At 61.2% G+C, this 14,550-nt stretch carries 13 protein-coding genes; 12 read left to right on the top strand and 1 reads right to left on the bottom strand.

Annotated elements, in window-relative coordinates:
• Nucleotides 1-30: 30 nt before the first annotated feature.
• The 6 genes from hslU (at nt 31) to ACP7BX_RS19765 (ending at nt 7,042) form a co-directional block, all read left to right on the top strand.
• Nucleotides 31-1,368 carry an ATP-dependent protease ATPase subunit HslU gene (gene hslU / locus ACP7BX_RS19790; protein ID WP_095014380.1) on the top strand — a complete coding sequence of 446 codons (1,338 nt, stop codon included), beginning with the start codon at nt 31-33 and terminating at the stop codon, nt 1,366-1,368.
• Between the two features lie 79 nt (nt 1,369-1,447).
• Entirely contained in the window at nt 1,448-1,825 is a 378-nt protein-coding gene (locus tag ACP7BX_RS19785; protein ID WP_177113902.1) for a gamma-butyrobetaine hydroxylase-like domain-containing protein, read from the top strand.
• A gap of 249 nt (nt 1,826-2,074) precedes the next feature.
• Entirely contained in the window at nt 2,075-3,754 is a 1,680-nt protein-coding gene (gene phaC, locus ACP7BX_RS19780; RefSeq protein ID WP_061434981.1) for a class II poly(R)-hydroxyalkanoic acid synthase, read from the top strand.
• Between the two features lie 22 nt (nt 3,755-3,776).
• A complete protein-coding gene (phaZ, locus tag ACP7BX_RS19775) occupies nt 3,777-4,622 on the top strand; it encodes a poly(3-hydroxyalkanoate) depolymerase (protein ID WP_016979176.1) in 846 nt (281 codons plus the stop codon).
• An 89-nt stretch (nt 4,623-4,711) separates the two neighbouring features.
• Entirely contained in the window at nt 4,712-6,394 is a 1,683-nt protein-coding gene (phaC, locus tag ACP7BX_RS19770; RefSeq protein ID WP_426129377.1) for a class II poly(R)-hydroxyalkanoic acid synthase, read from the top strand.
• 27 nt (nt 6,395-6,421) lie between these two features.
• Nucleotides 6,422-7,042: a TetR/AcrR family transcriptional regulator gene (locus tag ACP7BX_RS19765; RefSeq protein ID WP_426129379.1), complete on the top strand. Its 621-nt coding sequence runs from the start codon at nt 6,422-6,424 to the stop codon at nt 7,040-7,042.
• A gap of 13 nt (nt 7,043-7,055) precedes the next feature.
• On the opposite strand, the gene ACP7BX_RS19760 is transcribed toward ACP7BX_RS19765, so the two are convergent.
• Nucleotides 7,056-7,730 (bottom strand): response regulator transcription factor, encoded by a 675-nt coding sequence (locus ACP7BX_RS19760; RefSeq protein WP_256348950.1) that lies wholly within the window; start codon nt 7,728-7,730, stop codon nt 7,056-7,058.
• Between the two features lie 367 nt (nt 7,731-8,097).
• Here ACP7BX_RS19760 and ACP7BX_RS19755 point away from each other — a divergent pair, with 367 nt between their 5' ends.
• The 6 genes from ACP7BX_RS19755 (at nt 8,098) to ACP7BX_RS19730 (ending at nt 14,489) form a co-directional block, all read left to right on the top strand.
• A complete protein-coding gene (locus ACP7BX_RS19755) occupies nt 8,098-8,679 on the top strand; it encodes a fimbrial protein (RefSeq protein WP_426129381.1) in 582 nt (193 codons plus the stop codon).
• Nucleotides 8,680-8,742: 63 nt separating this feature from the next.
• Nucleotides 8,743-9,519 (top strand): fimbrial biogenesis chaperone, encoded by a 777-nt coding sequence (locus tag ACP7BX_RS19750; protein ID WP_426129383.1) that lies wholly within the window; start codon nt 8,743-8,745, stop codon nt 9,517-9,519.
• Nucleotides 9,520-9,525: 6 nt separating this feature from the next.
• Nucleotides 9,526-10,281 (top strand): fimbrial biogenesis chaperone, encoded by a 756-nt coding sequence (locus tag ACP7BX_RS19745; RefSeq protein WP_426129385.1) that lies wholly within the window; start codon nt 9,526-9,528, stop codon nt 10,279-10,281.
• 122 nt (nt 10,282-10,403) lie between these two features.
• Nucleotides 10,404-12,965, top strand: a complete 2,562-nt coding sequence (locus ACP7BX_RS19740; RefSeq protein ID WP_426129387.1) for a fimbria/pilus outer membrane usher protein — start codon at nt 10,404-10,406, stop codon at nt 12,963-12,965.
• Nucleotides 12,966-13,008: 43 nt separating this feature from the next.
• On the top strand, nt 13,009-13,944 hold the full coding sequence (locus ACP7BX_RS19735; protein WP_426129389.1) for a fimbrial protein: 936 nt from the start codon (nt 13,009-13,011) through the stop codon (nt 13,942-13,944).
• Between the two features lie 17 nt (nt 13,945-13,961).
• Nucleotides 13,962-14,489: a fimbrial protein gene (locus ACP7BX_RS19730; protein ID WP_033897742.1), complete on the top strand. Its 528-nt coding sequence runs from the start codon at nt 13,962-13,964 to the stop codon at nt 14,487-14,489.
• The last annotated feature ends 61 nt before the right edge of the window (nt 14,490-14,550 follow it).

Genomic DNA, 14,550 nt, shown 5'->3' with positions numbered 1-14,550 from the left:
GGCTTATTCCGCTTGAGGCCGCCAAACACTATGTCCATGACTCCCCGCGAAATCGTCCATGAACTCAACCGCCATATCATCGGCCAGGACGATGCCAAGCGCGCCGTAGCCATTGCGCTGCGTAACCGCTGGCGCCGGATGCAACTGCCCGAAGAACTGCGCGTTGAAGTAACGCCCAAGAACATCCTGATGATCGGCCCGACCGGCGTCGGTAAAACCGAAATCGCCCGCCGCCTGGCCAAGCTGGCCAATGCACCGTTCATCAAGGTCGAAGCCACCAAGTTCACCGAAGTGGGCTATGTGGGCCGCGACGTCGAGTCGATCATCCGTGACCTGGCCGACGCCGCCTTGAAAATGCTGCGCGAACAGGAAGTGACCAAGGTCAGCCACCGCGCCGAAGACGCCGCCGAAGAACGCATCCTCGACGCCCTGCTGCCACCGGCACGCATGGGTTTCAACGAAGACGCCGCGCCGGCCTCGGACTCCAACACCCGCCAGCTGTTCCGCAAGCGCCTGCGTGAAGGCCAGCTGGACGACAAGGAAATCGAGATCGAAGTCGCTGAAGTCTCCGGCGTCGACATCTCCGCCCCGCCTGGCATGGAGGAAATGACCAGCCAGTTGCAGAACCTGTTCGCCAACATGGGCAAGGGCAAGAAGAAAAGCCGCAAGCTCAAGGTGAAGGAAGCGCTGAAACTGGTGCGCGACGAAGAAGCCGGGCGCCTGGTGAATGAGGAAGAACTCAAGGCCAAGGCCCTGGAAGCGGTCGAGCAGCACGGCATCGTGTTTATCGACGAGATCGACAAGGTGGCCAAGCGCGGCAACTCCGGCGGTGTCGATGTGTCCCGCGAGGGCGTACAGCGCGACCTGCTGCCGCTGATCGAAGGCTGCACGGTGAACACCAAGCTGGGCATGGTCAAGACCGACCACATCCTGTTTATCGCCTCCGGTGCGTTCCACCTGAGCAAGCCAAGCGACCTGGTCCCAGAGCTGCAAGGCCGCCTGCCGATCCGCGTGGAGCTCAAGGCGCTGACCCCAGGCGACTTCGAGCGCATCCTCAGCGAGCCGCACGCATCGCTCACAGAGCAATACCGTGAGCTGCTGAAAACCGAAGGCTTGGGTATCGAGTTCCAGGCGGACGGCATCAAGCGCCTGGCGGAGATCGCCTGGCAGGTCAACGAGAAGACCGAGAACATCGGTGCCCGTCGTTTGCATACCTTGCTGGAGCGGCTGCTGGAGGAAGTGTCCTTCAGTGCTGGCGACCTGGCTGGCGCGCAGAATGGCGAAGTGATCAAGATCGACGCTGACTACGTCAACAGCCACTTGGGCGAATTGGCACAGAACGAAGATCTGTCGCGCTACATTCTGTAGAGTTCAAGCTGTAAGCTACAAGCGACAAGTTGACCCCATTCAACTTGAAGCTTGTAGCTTGCAGCCCAAGGTCTTCCCAATGTCAAAATTTCCCACCGCTGTAAACCTGCACAAAACCTCCAACACCCTCGGCCTCACCTACGGGCCCGACGAGGTGTACCAACTCCCCGCCGAACTGCTGCGCACCCACTCGCCTTCCGCCGAGGTCCAGGGGCACGGCAAACCCATCCTGCAATTCGGCAAGCTCAATGTGCGGTTGATCAAGATCGAACCGGCCGGCCAGTACGCACTGAAATTGACCTTCGACGACGGTCATGACAGCGGACTGTTCACCTGGGACTACCTCTACCAACTCGCCGTGCGCCAAGACGCGTTGTGGGTCGATTATCTGGCCGAACTCAAAGCCGCCGGCAAAACCCGCGATCCGGATCAGTCGGTCGTACGGCTGATGCTCTAGCACAGGCCTCTTGCTCTTTAGAGGGCATTTTCTAATTTCATCTGCTTGAATGCCCTGTCGCGTGACCAACGATTGGTCCGCTTGCGAAAAAAATTAAACTCGGGTAACCAATGGAGCTGGCAAGTTCCCTGCATTTGACGATGCGGTATCAACGGTCACCCGAGTCGCAGTACCAGGCTTGTGTTGTGTATCGAAACTGGGTGCGCAGCGGTCCCCGGTACTCGTCTTTCGGACAATGGAGCGTCGTAGATGAGTAACAAGAACAACGATGACTTGAAACGCCAGGCCTCGGAAAACACCCTGGGGCTCAACCCGATCATCGCGTTACGTAAAAAGGATTTACTCGCCTCGGCGAAGATGGTGCTGACCCAAGCCATCAAACAACCACTGCACAGCGTCAAGCACGTCGCGCATTTTGGCGTCGAGTTGAAGAACGTGATGTTCGGCAAATCCGCGTTGGTGCCCGAGAACGACGACCGTCGTTTCCAGGACCCGGCCTGGAGCCAGAACCCGCTCTACAAACGCTACCTGCAAACCTACTTGGCGTGGCGCAAGGAACTGCACGACTGGATCGGCGACAGCAACCTGTCGGAACAGGACATCAGCCGCGGCCACTTCGTGATCAACCTGATGACCGAAGCCATGGCCCCCACTAACAGCGCGGCCAACCCGGCGGCGGTCAAACGTTTCTTTGAAACCGGCGGCAAGAGCCTGCTCGATGGCCTGTCCCACCTGGCCAAGGACATGGTGCATAACGGCGGCATGCCGAGCCAGGTCAACATGGGCGCCTTTGAAGTGGGCAAGACCCTGGGCACGACCGAAGGCGCCGTGGTGTTTCGCAACGACGTGCTGGAGCTGATCCAGTACAAGCCGATCACCGAACAGGTGCACGAACGCCCGCTGCTGGTGGTGCCGCCGCAGATCAACAAATTCTATGTATTCGACCTGAGCCCGGAGAAGAGCCTGGCGCGCTTCTGCCTGCGCAATAACCAGCAGACTTTTATCGTCAGCTGGCGCAACCCGACCAAGGCCCAGCGCGAGTGGGGCCTGTCGACCTATATCGAGGCGCTCAAGGAAGCGGTGGATGTGGTCACGGCGATTACCGGCAGCAAGGACGTCAACATGCTCGGCGCCTGTTCCGGGGGGATCACCTGCACCGCCCTGCTCGGCCACTACGCAGCGCTGGGAGAGAAGAAGGTCAACGCCCTGACCCTGCTGGTGAGCGTGCTGGACACCACGCTGGACACCCAGGTGGCACTGTTTGTCGACGAACAGACTCTGGAGGCGGCCAAGCGCCACTCCTACCAGGCCGGCGTGCTGGAAGGCCGCGACATGGCCAAGGTGTTTGCCTGGATGCGCCCCAACGACCTGATCTGGAACTACTGGGTCAACAACTACCTGCTGGGCAATGAGCCGCCGGTGTTCGACATCCTGTTCTGGAACAACGACACCACGCGTCTGCCAGCGGCTTTCCACGGTGACCTGATCGAGCTGTTCAAGAACAACCCACTGGTGCGCGCCAACGCACTGGAAGTGTGCGGCACGCCCATCGACCTCAAGCAGGTCACCGCCGATATCTATTCCCTGGCTGGCACCAATGACCACATTACGCCGTGGCAGTCGTGCTACAAATCGGCACAGCTGTTTGGCGGCAAGGTGGAGTTCGTGCTGTCCAGCAGCGGGCATATCCAAAGCATCCTCAACCCGCCGGGCAACCCCAAGGCGCGCTACCAGACCAGCGACAGCCTGACGGCGAAGCCGCTGGAATGGCAGGAGAATGCCACCAAACACACCGACTCGTGGTGGCTGCATTGGCAAGCCTGGCAGGCGGAACGGGCGGGTAAGTTGAAGAAAGCGCCGACAAGCCTGGGTAACAAAACCTATGCGGCGGCCGAAGCAGCGCCGGGCACTTATGTACACGAACGATAATCCTCACCCGTAGGGTAAGCCCATGCCGCAACCGTTCATCTTCCGCACCATCGACCTGGATGGCCAGACCATCCGCACGGCGGTGCGCCCGGGCAAGCCTCACTTGACGCCGTTGCTGATCTTCAATGGCATCGGTGCCAACCTTGAGTTGGTGTTTCCGTTCGTCCAGGCGTTGGACCCGGACCTGGAAGTGATCGCCTTCGATGTGCCCGGCGTGGGCGGTTCCTCCACGCCCAATCGACCGTACCGTTTTCCCGGCCTGGCCAAGCTCACCGCACGTATGCTCGATTACCTGGACTATGGCCAGGTGAACGCGGTGGGTGTGTCCTGGGGCGGCGCGTTGGCACAGCAGTTTGCCTACGACTACCCGGAGCGCTGCAAGAAGCTGATTCTGGCGGCCACGGCGGCGGGTGCGGTGATGGTGCCGGGCAAGCCGAAAGTGTTGTGGCTGATGGCAAGTCCGCGCCGTTACATCCAACCGTCCCACGTGGTGCGCATCGCGCCGATGATCTACGGCGGCTCGTTCCGCCGCGATTCGAAACTGGCCGCCGAGCACGCGAGCAAAGTGCGCTCGGCCGGCAAGTTGGGCTACTACTGGCAGCTGTTCGCCGGGTTGGGCTGGACCAGCATCCACTGGCTGCACAAGATCCGCCAACCCACCCTGGTGCTGGCCGGGGACGACGACCCGCTGATCCCGCTGATCAACATGCGCATGCTGGCCTGGCGCATCCCCAATGCACAGTTGCACATCATCGATGACGGCCACCTGTTCCTGATCACCCGGGCGGAAGCCGTGGCGCCGATCATCATGAAATTTCTCGAAGAGGAGCGCATGCGCGCGGTGATCCATCCGCGACCGGCCGTGTAAGGACTACACCGCCGCGCAACTTGCCAGGAACCGGCTATGGTTCTGAATTGGCGTGCCTGTTTGATGGCTTGACGAAGGAGTGTTGGCTCATGCGAGAAAGACCCGTGACGAACCCGGCGCCCCCCCCTGCCGCGTTCATCAATGCGCAAAATGCGATCACCGGCCTGCGCGGTCGGGACCTGCTGTCGACCCTGCGCAGCGTGGCCGCCCATGGCTTGCGCAACCCGGTGCATACCGCTCGCCATGCCTGGGCGTTGAGCGGTCAACTGGGCCGCGTGTTGCTCGGTGAAACCGTGCACGAACCCAACCCCAACGACGGCCGCTTCACCGACCCCACCTGGAAACTCAACCCGCTGTACCGGCGTAGCCTGCAAGCCTATCTGAGCTGGCAGAAGCAAACGCGCCACTGGATCGATGACAGTTCCCTGAGCGCCGATGACCGCGCCCGAGCGCATTTTGCTTTTTCGTTGATCAACGATGCGGTCTCACCTTCCAACACCCTGCTCAACCCGCTGGCGATCAAGGAGTTGCTCAACTCCGGCGGCAACAGCGTGGTGCGCGGCGTGACCAACCTGTTCGAAGACCTGCTGCACAACAATGGCCTGCCGCGCCAGGTGAGCAAGCACGCCTTCGAGGTGGGCAAGACGGTCGCCACCACCCCAGGCTCGGTGGTGTTTCGCAATGAGCTGCTGGAGTTGATCCAGTACAAGCCCATGAGCGAAAAGCAGTACGCCAAGCCGCTGTTGATCGTGCCGCCGCAAATCAACAAGTACTACATTTTCGACTTGAGCCCGGCCAACAGCTTTGTACAGTACGCCCTCAAGAATGGCCTGCAGACCTTTATGGTCAGCTGGCGCAACCCGGACGTGCGCCATCGCGAATGGGGCCTGTCCACCTACGTGGCCGCGCTGGAAGAAGCCCTCAACGTCTGCCGCGCGATCACCGGCGCCCGTGAGGTCAACCTGATGGGCGCCTGCGCCGGTGGCCTGACCATCGCCGCGCTGCAAGGCCACTTGCAAGCCAAGCGCCAGCTGCGCCGCATCTCCAGCGCCAGCTACCTGGTGAGCCTGCTGGACAGCCAGATCGACAGCCCCGCCACCCTGTTCGCCGACGAGCAGACCCTGGAAGCCGCCAAGCGCCGCTCCTATCAGCAAGGCGTGCTGGACGGCCGCGACATGGCCAAGGTGTTCGCCTGGATGCGCCCCAATGACCTGATCTGGAACTACTGGATCAACAACTACCTGCTGGGCAAGGAACCGCCGGCCTTCGACATCCTGTACTGGAACAACGACAACACACGCCTGCCCGCCGCGCTGCACGGCGACCTGCTGGACTTTTTCAAACACAACCCGCTGAGTCATCCCGGTGGCCTGGAAGTGTGCGGCACGCCGATCGACTTGCAGAAGGTCACGGTGGACAGCTTCAGTGTGGCGGGCATCAACGACCACATCACGCCATGGGACGCGGTGTATCGCTCTACCCAGTTGCTGGGCGGCGAGCGGCGCTTCGTGTTGTCCAACAGCGGGCATATCCAGAGCATTCTCAACCCGCCGGGCAACCCCAAGGCCAACTACGTCGAGAACCCCAAGCTGAGCAGCGACCCGCGCGCCTGGTACTACGACGCCAACCACGTCGAAGGCAGTTGGTGGCCGCAATGGTTGGAGTGGATCCAGCAGCGCTCCGGCGTGCAACGGGAAACCCTCACCGCCCTGGGCAACCAGAATTACCCACCGATGGAAGCGGCGCCCGGCACCTATGTGCGGGTGCGCTGAGCTCAACGATCACATTAAGAAGACTGGATGAAGACCCGCGACCGTATCCTTGAATGTGCCCTGCAGTTGTTCAACCAGAAGGGCGAGCCGAATGTGTCGACTATGGAGGTGGCCAATGAAATGGGGATCAGCCCCGGCAACCTCTACTACCACTTCCATGGCAAGGAACCGTTGGTGCTCGGGTTGTTCGAGCGTTTCCAGAATGAGTTGGCGCCCCTGCTCGACCCTCCGGCGGACGCGCAACTGGAAGCCGAGGATTACTGGCTGTTCCTGCACCTGATCGTCGAGCGCATGGCGCATTACCAGTTCTTGTTCCAGGACTTGTCGAACCTGGCGGGGCGCCTGCCAAAGCTGGCCAAGGGCATTCGCAACCTGCTGACGGCGCTCAAACGGACCTTGGCGTCTCTGCTGGCGCGGCTCAAGGCCGCCGGGCAATTGGTCAGCGACACCCAGGCGCTGGGGCAGTTGGTTGAGCAAATCACTATGACCTTGCTGTTCTCCCTGGATTACCAGCGGATTCTCGATCGCGAAGGTGAGGTGCAAGTGGTGATCTACCAGATCATGATGCTGGTGGCGCCCCATCTGCAGTCCCCGGCACGACAGGCCACGGAACAATGGGCGTCGCGGTATCTGGACAATCCGATTTAAAGACTCATTGAAATCAATCAGGTCGACCAAACTGCTTAGTGAACATGAAAAGTTCACTGTCGGTCCTGATCCCCAGTTTTCGATAAGCCGATTGTTTTTGTGTACTGATGGTACTTGCACTGCGCGAAAACTTTGCCGCAATTGAATTCACGGACATGCCATCCAAAAAACAACGCAATACTTCCTGTTCTTTGGGCGTTAAAGATCCACTTAATCGCAACGGCATAGCCGTTTCAAGTTTCGACTCGATAGTCATCTGCCGCAAAGCAGATTCCCCCTCCTGCAATACCGACAACATGCCGCGTTGCAGGTAAATCCGCCCTTGGGCGACGGTTCGAATAGCCACGACCAATTCCGTGAGCTGTTGGGTCTTGCCCAGCACCCCCAGGCTTCCAGCCTTCAACGCCAGCGTGACCCTTGCACGTGTGCAGTGCGACGACACCACGAGCACCTTGCAGCGCTTAAAGCGCCGGCTCAGCATCTGGATCAGGCTGAGGCCATCGATGTCCGACGGCCCCAGCGTAAAGTCCATCACCACCACATCCGCGGGTCGCTGTGTGAGCGCATCCAGTAACGCCCTGGACGTGCCGAAGGAGCCGATAACGTCCAGATCGGTCTCTTTGCGCAGGCCCAGTTCGATCCCCTGTCGAACCATCTCGTGATCATCCAACAACATGATGGTGTGCATATCGGCCACCAGAAAGTTCGCCCAAGTAGGTACAACTTAGTTCAAATACGCTCCTTGCACGAACAGGGTATAGCGCAGCTTTTTTCATGATTCAACATAGAAAAGCAACTCGACCCGCCCTTACAACTTAATCCTACCTATATGCCTTACACCTGATTCTTACAGACGCAGACCCATACAATTGTTTTAATTAATATTTTGGACTTCGAACAATTACGAGATAAATCTCGTTACATCTCTATGGGCATCGTTAACGTTCCCAGCCAAATTAGAGCTCCCCGCAATTCGGTAAAAAAACGAAACAAATTACCGATGCAGCACATCACTGTGCGGCGGGTTACGCAAATAACTCACGATTGGGAGCTCTATGAAAGTCAACGCTTTCTCCACCCTTGCCGCAGCACTTGCCTTGGCTGCGGCCGTTTCGCAAACGGCACACGCCGCCAATGACGGGACCATCAATTTCACCGGGCTGGTGAACGATACGACCTGCACCATCGAGGGCGCAGCGCCGGGCACGGGTGCCGTGGTCAAAGACGTCAACCTTGGCGGTGTGTCTGCCGCACGCCTGGCGAAGCCGGGTGATCGCGCCAACCTCACCGGCTTCACCATTCGCATTGGTGCGCCTGGCGAAGGCGGTTGCACCAACGGCCGCACCGCGATGGTTGCATTCGACCCCACCAGCCCGGCCATTGATGTGGCGACCGGGCGCTTGAACATCGACGGCCACGATGACCCGTCCGACACCACCAACGCCAAGAACGTCCAGGTTGAAGTGACGAACCGGAACGGCTCGCCGATCAACGTCTACACCGAGAAATCCGAAGGCGTGGTGATCGCCGACAACCAGGCGGTCATCCCACTGGCCGCGCAGATGTACGCCAGCGGTGCCGCGACTGAAGGCACGGTCAAGACGCGCGTCGGCTTCATGGTCGTGTACGACAACTAAACCGCAAGCGGGCCTGCAGTTGCCAGGCAGGCCCATCCGCCTGATTCGTAGAGAACATTGAGCATGAAAAAGCTGGTCTGCCTCGCGCTTGCCACCTGGGGTATCGCAGGGTTACTGCTACACGCATTTCCCGCCCAGGCTGGGGTCATTATTTATGGCACCCGCGTGATCTACCCCGCCGATCAGCAGGAAGTGGTCGTGCGCCTGGAAAACAAAGGTGACCGCCCGGCCCTGGTACAGACCTGGCTGGACACGGGCGATATCCGCTCCACGCCAGCCACGGCGCAGACACCGTTTACCCTTTCGCCACCGATCTTCCGCATCGAGCCGCACCAGCAACAGGCGCTGCGCCTGCGCTATTCCGGGGAGGGCGCGGCCGCCGACCGCGAAAGCCTGTACTGGCTGAACGTGCTGGAAGTCCCGCCGCTGACCGCCGGTGCCGAACAGAACAACCAGATCGAATTGGCCTTCCGCACCCGCTTGCGAGTGTTTCTGCGACCGCAGGCATTGCCCTACTCGGTGGGCAGCGCGGCGTCCAAGTTGCAATGGAAACTGGTTGCCCACCACCAGGGCTATGCCCTGCAAGCGACCAACCCCACGCCGTACCATGTTTCCCTGAGTTCAGTGGTCTTGGTGAGCGAAGGAAGGCGTTTCGGCAAAGCCGCCAACAAGGAAGTCAATGACAGCCTGATGATGCCGGCCGGCGACGTGAAAGTATTCGCGCTGCCGTCGCTGCGCGAACGGCCTAACGGTGCGCTCAAGGTCGAATTCACCGCCGTCAGCGACTTCGGTGCCCGCGTGCGCCACTCGGCAGACCTTACACCTCCAGTCGCCGGGTAATAGACCATGAACGCCGTTTTCGCTTCACACCTCTCGGCTCGCCTCATCGCGTTGGCCTTTGCACTGCTGAGCGCCGCCGCACAGGCCAGCGTGGTCATCAGCAGCACCCGGATCATCTACCCACAAAACGACAAGGAGGTGACGGTCAGGCTGGAAAGCAAGAACCAGGCGCCCGTGCTGATCCAGGTCTGGCTCGACGGCGGTGACGAACACTCCACCCCGGATCGGGCCACGGTGCCGTTTATCGCCACGCCGCCGATCTTTCGCATGGAGCCGGGCAAGCAACAGGTTCTACGCCTGGCGTACACCGGCGACAGCCTGCCGACGGAACGGGAAAGCCTGTTCTGGTTCAACCTGCTGGAGGTGCCCGCGCATTCCCAGGAGGCCAATCAGCTGCAACTGGCCTTCCGTTCGCGGATCAAGCTGTTTTTCCGGCCACCGAACCTGCCCTATGGCGTTGACGCTGCCCCCGGAAAACTGCAATGGCGGCGTGAGTCGACCGAGCACGGCCAGGCCCTGGAAGTCTATAACCCCACGCCCTATCACGTGACCTTCGAGCAGGTCGACGTGCTGGACGCTCAGCAGCGTCATGCACGCAAGCCCTCGGCTTCAGGTGTCGGGAACATGGTGCCGCCTGACGGTCGCACGCGCTTTGAACTGCCCAGCCTCAAAAAACCGCCGGGCAGCGCCGCCACGGTGGAGTTCCAGACGCTCGACGACTACGGCGTGCGCAGCACCCACAGCAGCCCGCTCTCGACATGACCCACACGGCCAGTCTGGCCAACGACTGACCTCACTGCACACGTTCGTCTGATGCCCATTTCTCGGGGCAGGGCTTTGCTTTGCCTGAATTCGGACAGCGCCCATTTTTGGAAAGGGTACACATGAGTCTGAACATCCACGCCAGCCCGAACAGCTGGCTCCTTGCACGTCATCGTTGGACGCTGATGACGCGCTGCCTTTGGCTGCTGAGCAGCGCCTATGCCGTGGGCGCCCAAGGTGCCGAGAACGTCGGGTTCAACCCCGCCTTCTTTCCGGATGGCGTGGGCGGCCGGCAGGTCGATATCGCCAAATTCAGCCAGGGCAACGTGGTGCTGCCCGGCAGTTACCGCACCGACGTTTATCTCAATGGCCAATGGATCGGGCGCGAAACCCTAGCGTTCGTCGCGGTCAAGGGCCGGGACGCTGCACAGATGTGCCTGGAGCGCGACGCCGTGCTCAGGTTTGGCATCGACTTGGAGGCGCCGCACAATCAACCCGCCGAAGCCGGTCAGGCGCCTATTCCCGCATTCGCCCCCTGCGAAGACATTGCAACCTACCTGCCAGGCAGCACCGCTCAATTCGACTCGGGCGAAAACCGCCTGACGTTGCAGGTTCCACAGATCTACCTGGCGCGTAAAGCGCGCGGGTATGTCGACCCCAAACACTGGGACGGCGGGGTCGATGCGGCGTTTGTGCGCTACAACGCCAACACCTTCACGACGCGTACGAATGGTCGCTCCATCGACTCTCATTACTTGGGCCTGAACACCGGGCTCAACCTGGGTGACTGGCACTGGCGCCACAACGGCAGCTTCAGCCAGACCGACGCCGTCGCGGGCTACCAGAGCAGCAGCACCTATGTGCAGCGCGAATTGAGCCCGTTGCGATCACAGCTGATGGTCGGCGAGATCTATACCCCAGGCCAGTTGTTCGACAGCGTGCGCCTGCGTGGTGCCAGCCTGTTCAGCGATGATCGGATGCTGCCGGATTCCCAGACCGGCTTTGCCCCGGTCGTGCGCGGCATCGCCGAGACCAACGCGCGGGTCACCGTGCGTCAGCGCGGTGTGTTGCTGGATGAAGTGTCGGTCGCACCTGGCCCGTTCGTGCTCAACGACTTGTTTGCCACCGGCTATGGCGGTGACTTGACCGTCACAGTGACCGAGGCCGATGGCCGTCAGCGTGAATTCATCGTGCCGTTCGCCGCCAACGCCAACCTGTTGCGCACCGGCCACAGCCGCTATTCGCTGAGCGCCGGCCTGCTCGACGAAATCGGCCTGCGCCATCCCCCCAGGCTGATGCAAGCCACTTACCAGCACGGCCTCAGCAACCTGCTGACCGGCTACACCGGGGCGGTGGCGGGTGACGACTATCTATCGCAGCTGCTGGGGGCGGCGTTCAACACATCGTATGGCGCACTGTCCCTTGACCTGACCCACTCGAACGCAGCGCTGCCAGGCCACGGCGCTCGCCAAGGGCAAAGCCTGCAGTTGCGCTACAGCAAGAACTTCACCGACACCGGCACCCACTTTGCCCTCGGCGCCTATCGCTACTCCACACAAGGCTTTCTGAGCGTCGCCGACGCTGCACGGGTTCGCGACCTCGCCATCGACGGCAACAACCTGGACAACGTCTCGCGCCTGCGCGACCGGATGGACATCAGCCTCAACCAAGGCCTGGCGAACGGCACGGTCTACCTGACCGGCTCCTCGCAAAACTACTGGAACCGCAGCAGCGGCAACCTGACCTTCACCACCGGCTACAGCGGCAGTTGGAAGGGCTTGCACTACACCGTCAGTGCCCAGCGCAGCAAGGATCTGCTGAGCGAGCGGGTCGACAAACAAGTGGAACTGACCCTGAGCCTGCCCCTGGGCAGCGACGCTCGCGCACCCACTCTGACCACCACCGCCTATCGCGGCGATCAAAGCAGCGGTGAGCGGATGAACCTCGGCGGCACCCTGGGCGAACGCAGCCAATTCAGCTACGGCGTGGGCGGCAGTCGCACGCAGGGCAGCAGCAACTCAGTGACCGCCGACATGAAATACCAGGCCAGCCATGGCGTGCTGTCCGCAGGTTTCGGACAAAGCAAAGCCTACCGTGCGACCTCCCTGGGCATGACCGGCGGCATTGTCGCCCACGCCGATGGCGTGATTTTCGCCCCGGAACTGGGCGACACCCTTGGCATCGTCCAAGCGCCTGACGCGCACGGTGCGCGGATCAATGGCAACCACGGCGCCCAGGTCGGCAAGCGCGGTTATGCCGTGGTGCCCCACCTCACGCCCTATCGCCAGAACGTGGTCGAACTGGACCCCAAGGACCTGTCCGTCGACGTAGAGCTCAAGACCGCCGCGCAAAACGTCGCACCCCGTGCGGGTGCGGTGGTGAAGCTGCAATTCGACACGGTCAGCGGCCAGGCGATCTTGATCACAGCCCTGCGCGAGGACGGTAGCTCGCTGCCATTCGGTTCGGATGTGTTCGATGAAGAGGGTGCCAGCGTGGGCATTGTCGGGCAAGGCGGTAAAGCCTTTGTGCGCGTCTCTCGCCCGCAGGGGCAACTGAAGGTCAAGTGGGGGGCCAATGCCTCTTGCCGGTTGCAATACGGCGTGGGTCCGCAGCGGAGGCCGGAGGGCGGCAACCGTTTGCGCCATCTGGACGCAGGCACTTGCCAAGCCGCGGCCAACGGTTGATCAGGCGCGCTCGAACGCCCTATTTCTTACGACGGGACTGAAGATGAAACACTCCATCAAATTCGTTTTGACAGTACTGAGCCTGCCGCTGACCGCCCAAGCGTATTGCGATCGGTATCCAGACTCGACGCTGAGCCTCAACCTGCCGGCGACCATCACGGTGCCGGACAGTCTGCCTGACGGGAGCCTCATCACCAGCCAGGCATTCAGCGGTCCTTCTCCGGCCTTCGTCGCCAATTGCCCTGTGGCTGTGCGCCGATGGTATGTCGGGCGATACCCGGACCAGCGATACCCAGGCTCCCTCATCTACCGCACAGAAGTCCCCGGTATTGGCGTACGCATTTCCCTGACGTGGGCCGACGGCGCCAACGAAGCGTTCTTCGCCATTCACACCCAGCCGCCCCAGCAGGTATACGGCAAGATCCCCAGCTACACCTCTGCGACGGCACACTTTTACAAAATGGGGCCTGTCACAGACGGAACGATCCCGGCCGGAAACCTCTGGGAGCACCGCTGGATACACACCCCAGAGGTTTATCGACTTGACCTCGGCAACTCGGTGCGTTTTGTCAGGCCTGCCGCCACCTGCGACCTGGCCGCCGGTGACGTCAACCGCACGATCACACTTCCCACGATACAAGCCAGCGCCTTGAAGGACGTCGTCTACGCCGGCGTACATGACTTCGAGCTGACCGCCCAGTGCAGCGACGCGGCCAACGTCACCTTCCGTTTCAGTGGCACTCCGGCGCCGGGCAACCCCCTGCTCTTCGACAACACCGGCACTGCCGGCGGCGTAGACCTGTGGCTGTACTCACGCCTCAACGGCGTGCCCCAGACCATCAGCGCCAACGAGGAACGCACCGTGGCCGTGTCCGGCGACCGCGCGGTCTTGCCACTGGGCGCCGCGTATCACAAAAACGGCACGGTCAGCCAAGGCTCCCTGGCCAGTACCGCCACCGTCAACATCACCTACAACTGAAACCTGAGGAAAACCCGATGTACCTACGCAGCATTCCCCTCCTGTTGGCAATGACCGGCGGGCTTGCCAGCTTCAGCGCCCAGGCCGCGACAACCGGCACCTTGACCTTTGCCGGGCAGGTCGACGCCGGCACCTGTAACCTGGCCGCCGGCGACGAGAACCGCACCATTACCTTGCCAACCATCAAGATCTCCGACCTGGACGCGACCCCCTCCGCCGGGCAGCTCGATTTCGAGGTCTCCGCCGACTGTGAATCCGATATCCGCAACGTGATCTTCCTGTTTACCGGCACGCCCTCAGCGGGTAACGGCGAGTTATTTGCCAATACCGGTGGCTCGAAAGGCACCGCGCTATTACTGGCGCATCGCGCACCCGCGCTTTCAACCATTCCGGCCAATGGCACCCCTGACCAGCGCAGCCGAACGGTTGCAACCAGCGGCAACAAAGCTGTCCTTGCACTTGCAGCGGCTTACCATAAAACCGGTGAAGCCATCACTCAAGGCAGCTTGGCCAGCGCTGTGACCGTGTCTATCACTTACAACTGATACAGACGCAAAAAAAATGCCCGGCCTTTGCAGGCCGGGCATTTTTTGTGTCCTGGGGAAA

The sequence above is a fragment of the Pseudomonas sp. DWP3-1-3b3 genome, assembly GCF_049896305.1.
Classification (GTDB): domain Bacteria; phylum Pseudomonadota; class Gammaproteobacteria; order Pseudomonadales; family Pseudomonadaceae; genus Aquipseudomonas; species Aquipseudomonas azotoformans_A.
The sequence above is the reverse complement of the archived record's forward strand: the minus strand, read 5'-3'. Positions and strand labels throughout refer to the sequence as shown.

Bases quoted from the DNA above. Each gene is read 5' to 3' on its own strand.
- hslU (WP_095014380.1), top strand. From the start codon at position 31: ATGTCCATGACTCCCCGCGAAATCGTCCATGAACTCAACCGCCATATC.
- ACP7BX_RS19785 (WP_177113902.1), top strand. From the start codon at position 1,448: ATGTCAAAATTTCCCACCGCTGTAAACCTGCACAAAACCTCCAACACC.
- phaC (WP_061434981.1), top strand. From the start codon at position 2,075: ATGAGTAACAAGAACAACGATGACTTGAAACGCCAGGCCTCGGAAAAC.
- phaZ (WP_016979176.1), top strand. From the start codon at position 3,777: ATGCCGCAACCGTTCATCTTCCGCACCATCGACCTGGATGGCCAGACC.
- phaC (WP_426129377.1), top strand. From the start codon at position 4,712: ATGCGAGAAAGACCCGTGACGAACCCGGCGCCCCCCCCTGCCGCGTTC.
- ACP7BX_RS19765 (WP_426129379.1), top strand. From the start codon at position 6,422: ATGAAGACCCGCGACCGTATCCTTGAATGTGCCCTGCAGTTGTTCAAC.
- ACP7BX_RS19760 (WP_256348950.1), bottom strand. From the start codon at position 7,730: ATGCACACCATCATGTTGTTGGATGATCACGAGATGGTTCGACAGGGG.
- ACP7BX_RS19755 (WP_426129381.1), top strand. From the start codon at position 8,098: ATGAAAGTCAACGCTTTCTCCACCCTTGCCGCAGCACTTGCCTTGGCT.
- ACP7BX_RS19750 (WP_426129383.1), top strand. From the start codon at position 8,743: ATGAAAAAGCTGGTCTGCCTCGCGCTTGCCACCTGGGGTATCGCAGGG.
- ACP7BX_RS19745 (WP_426129385.1), top strand. From the start codon at position 9,526: ATGAACGCCGTTTTCGCTTCACACCTCTCGGCTCGCCTCATCGCGTTG.
- ACP7BX_RS19740 (WP_426129387.1), top strand. From the start codon at position 10,404: ATGAGTCTGAACATCCACGCCAGCCCGAACAGCTGGCTCCTTGCACGT.
- ACP7BX_RS19735 (WP_426129389.1), top strand. From the start codon at position 13,009: ATGAAACACTCCATCAAATTCGTTTTGACAGTACTGAGCCTGCCGCTG.
- ACP7BX_RS19730 (WP_033897742.1), top strand. From the start codon at position 13,962: ATGTACCTACGCAGCATTCCCCTCCTGTTGGCAATGACCGGCGGGCTT.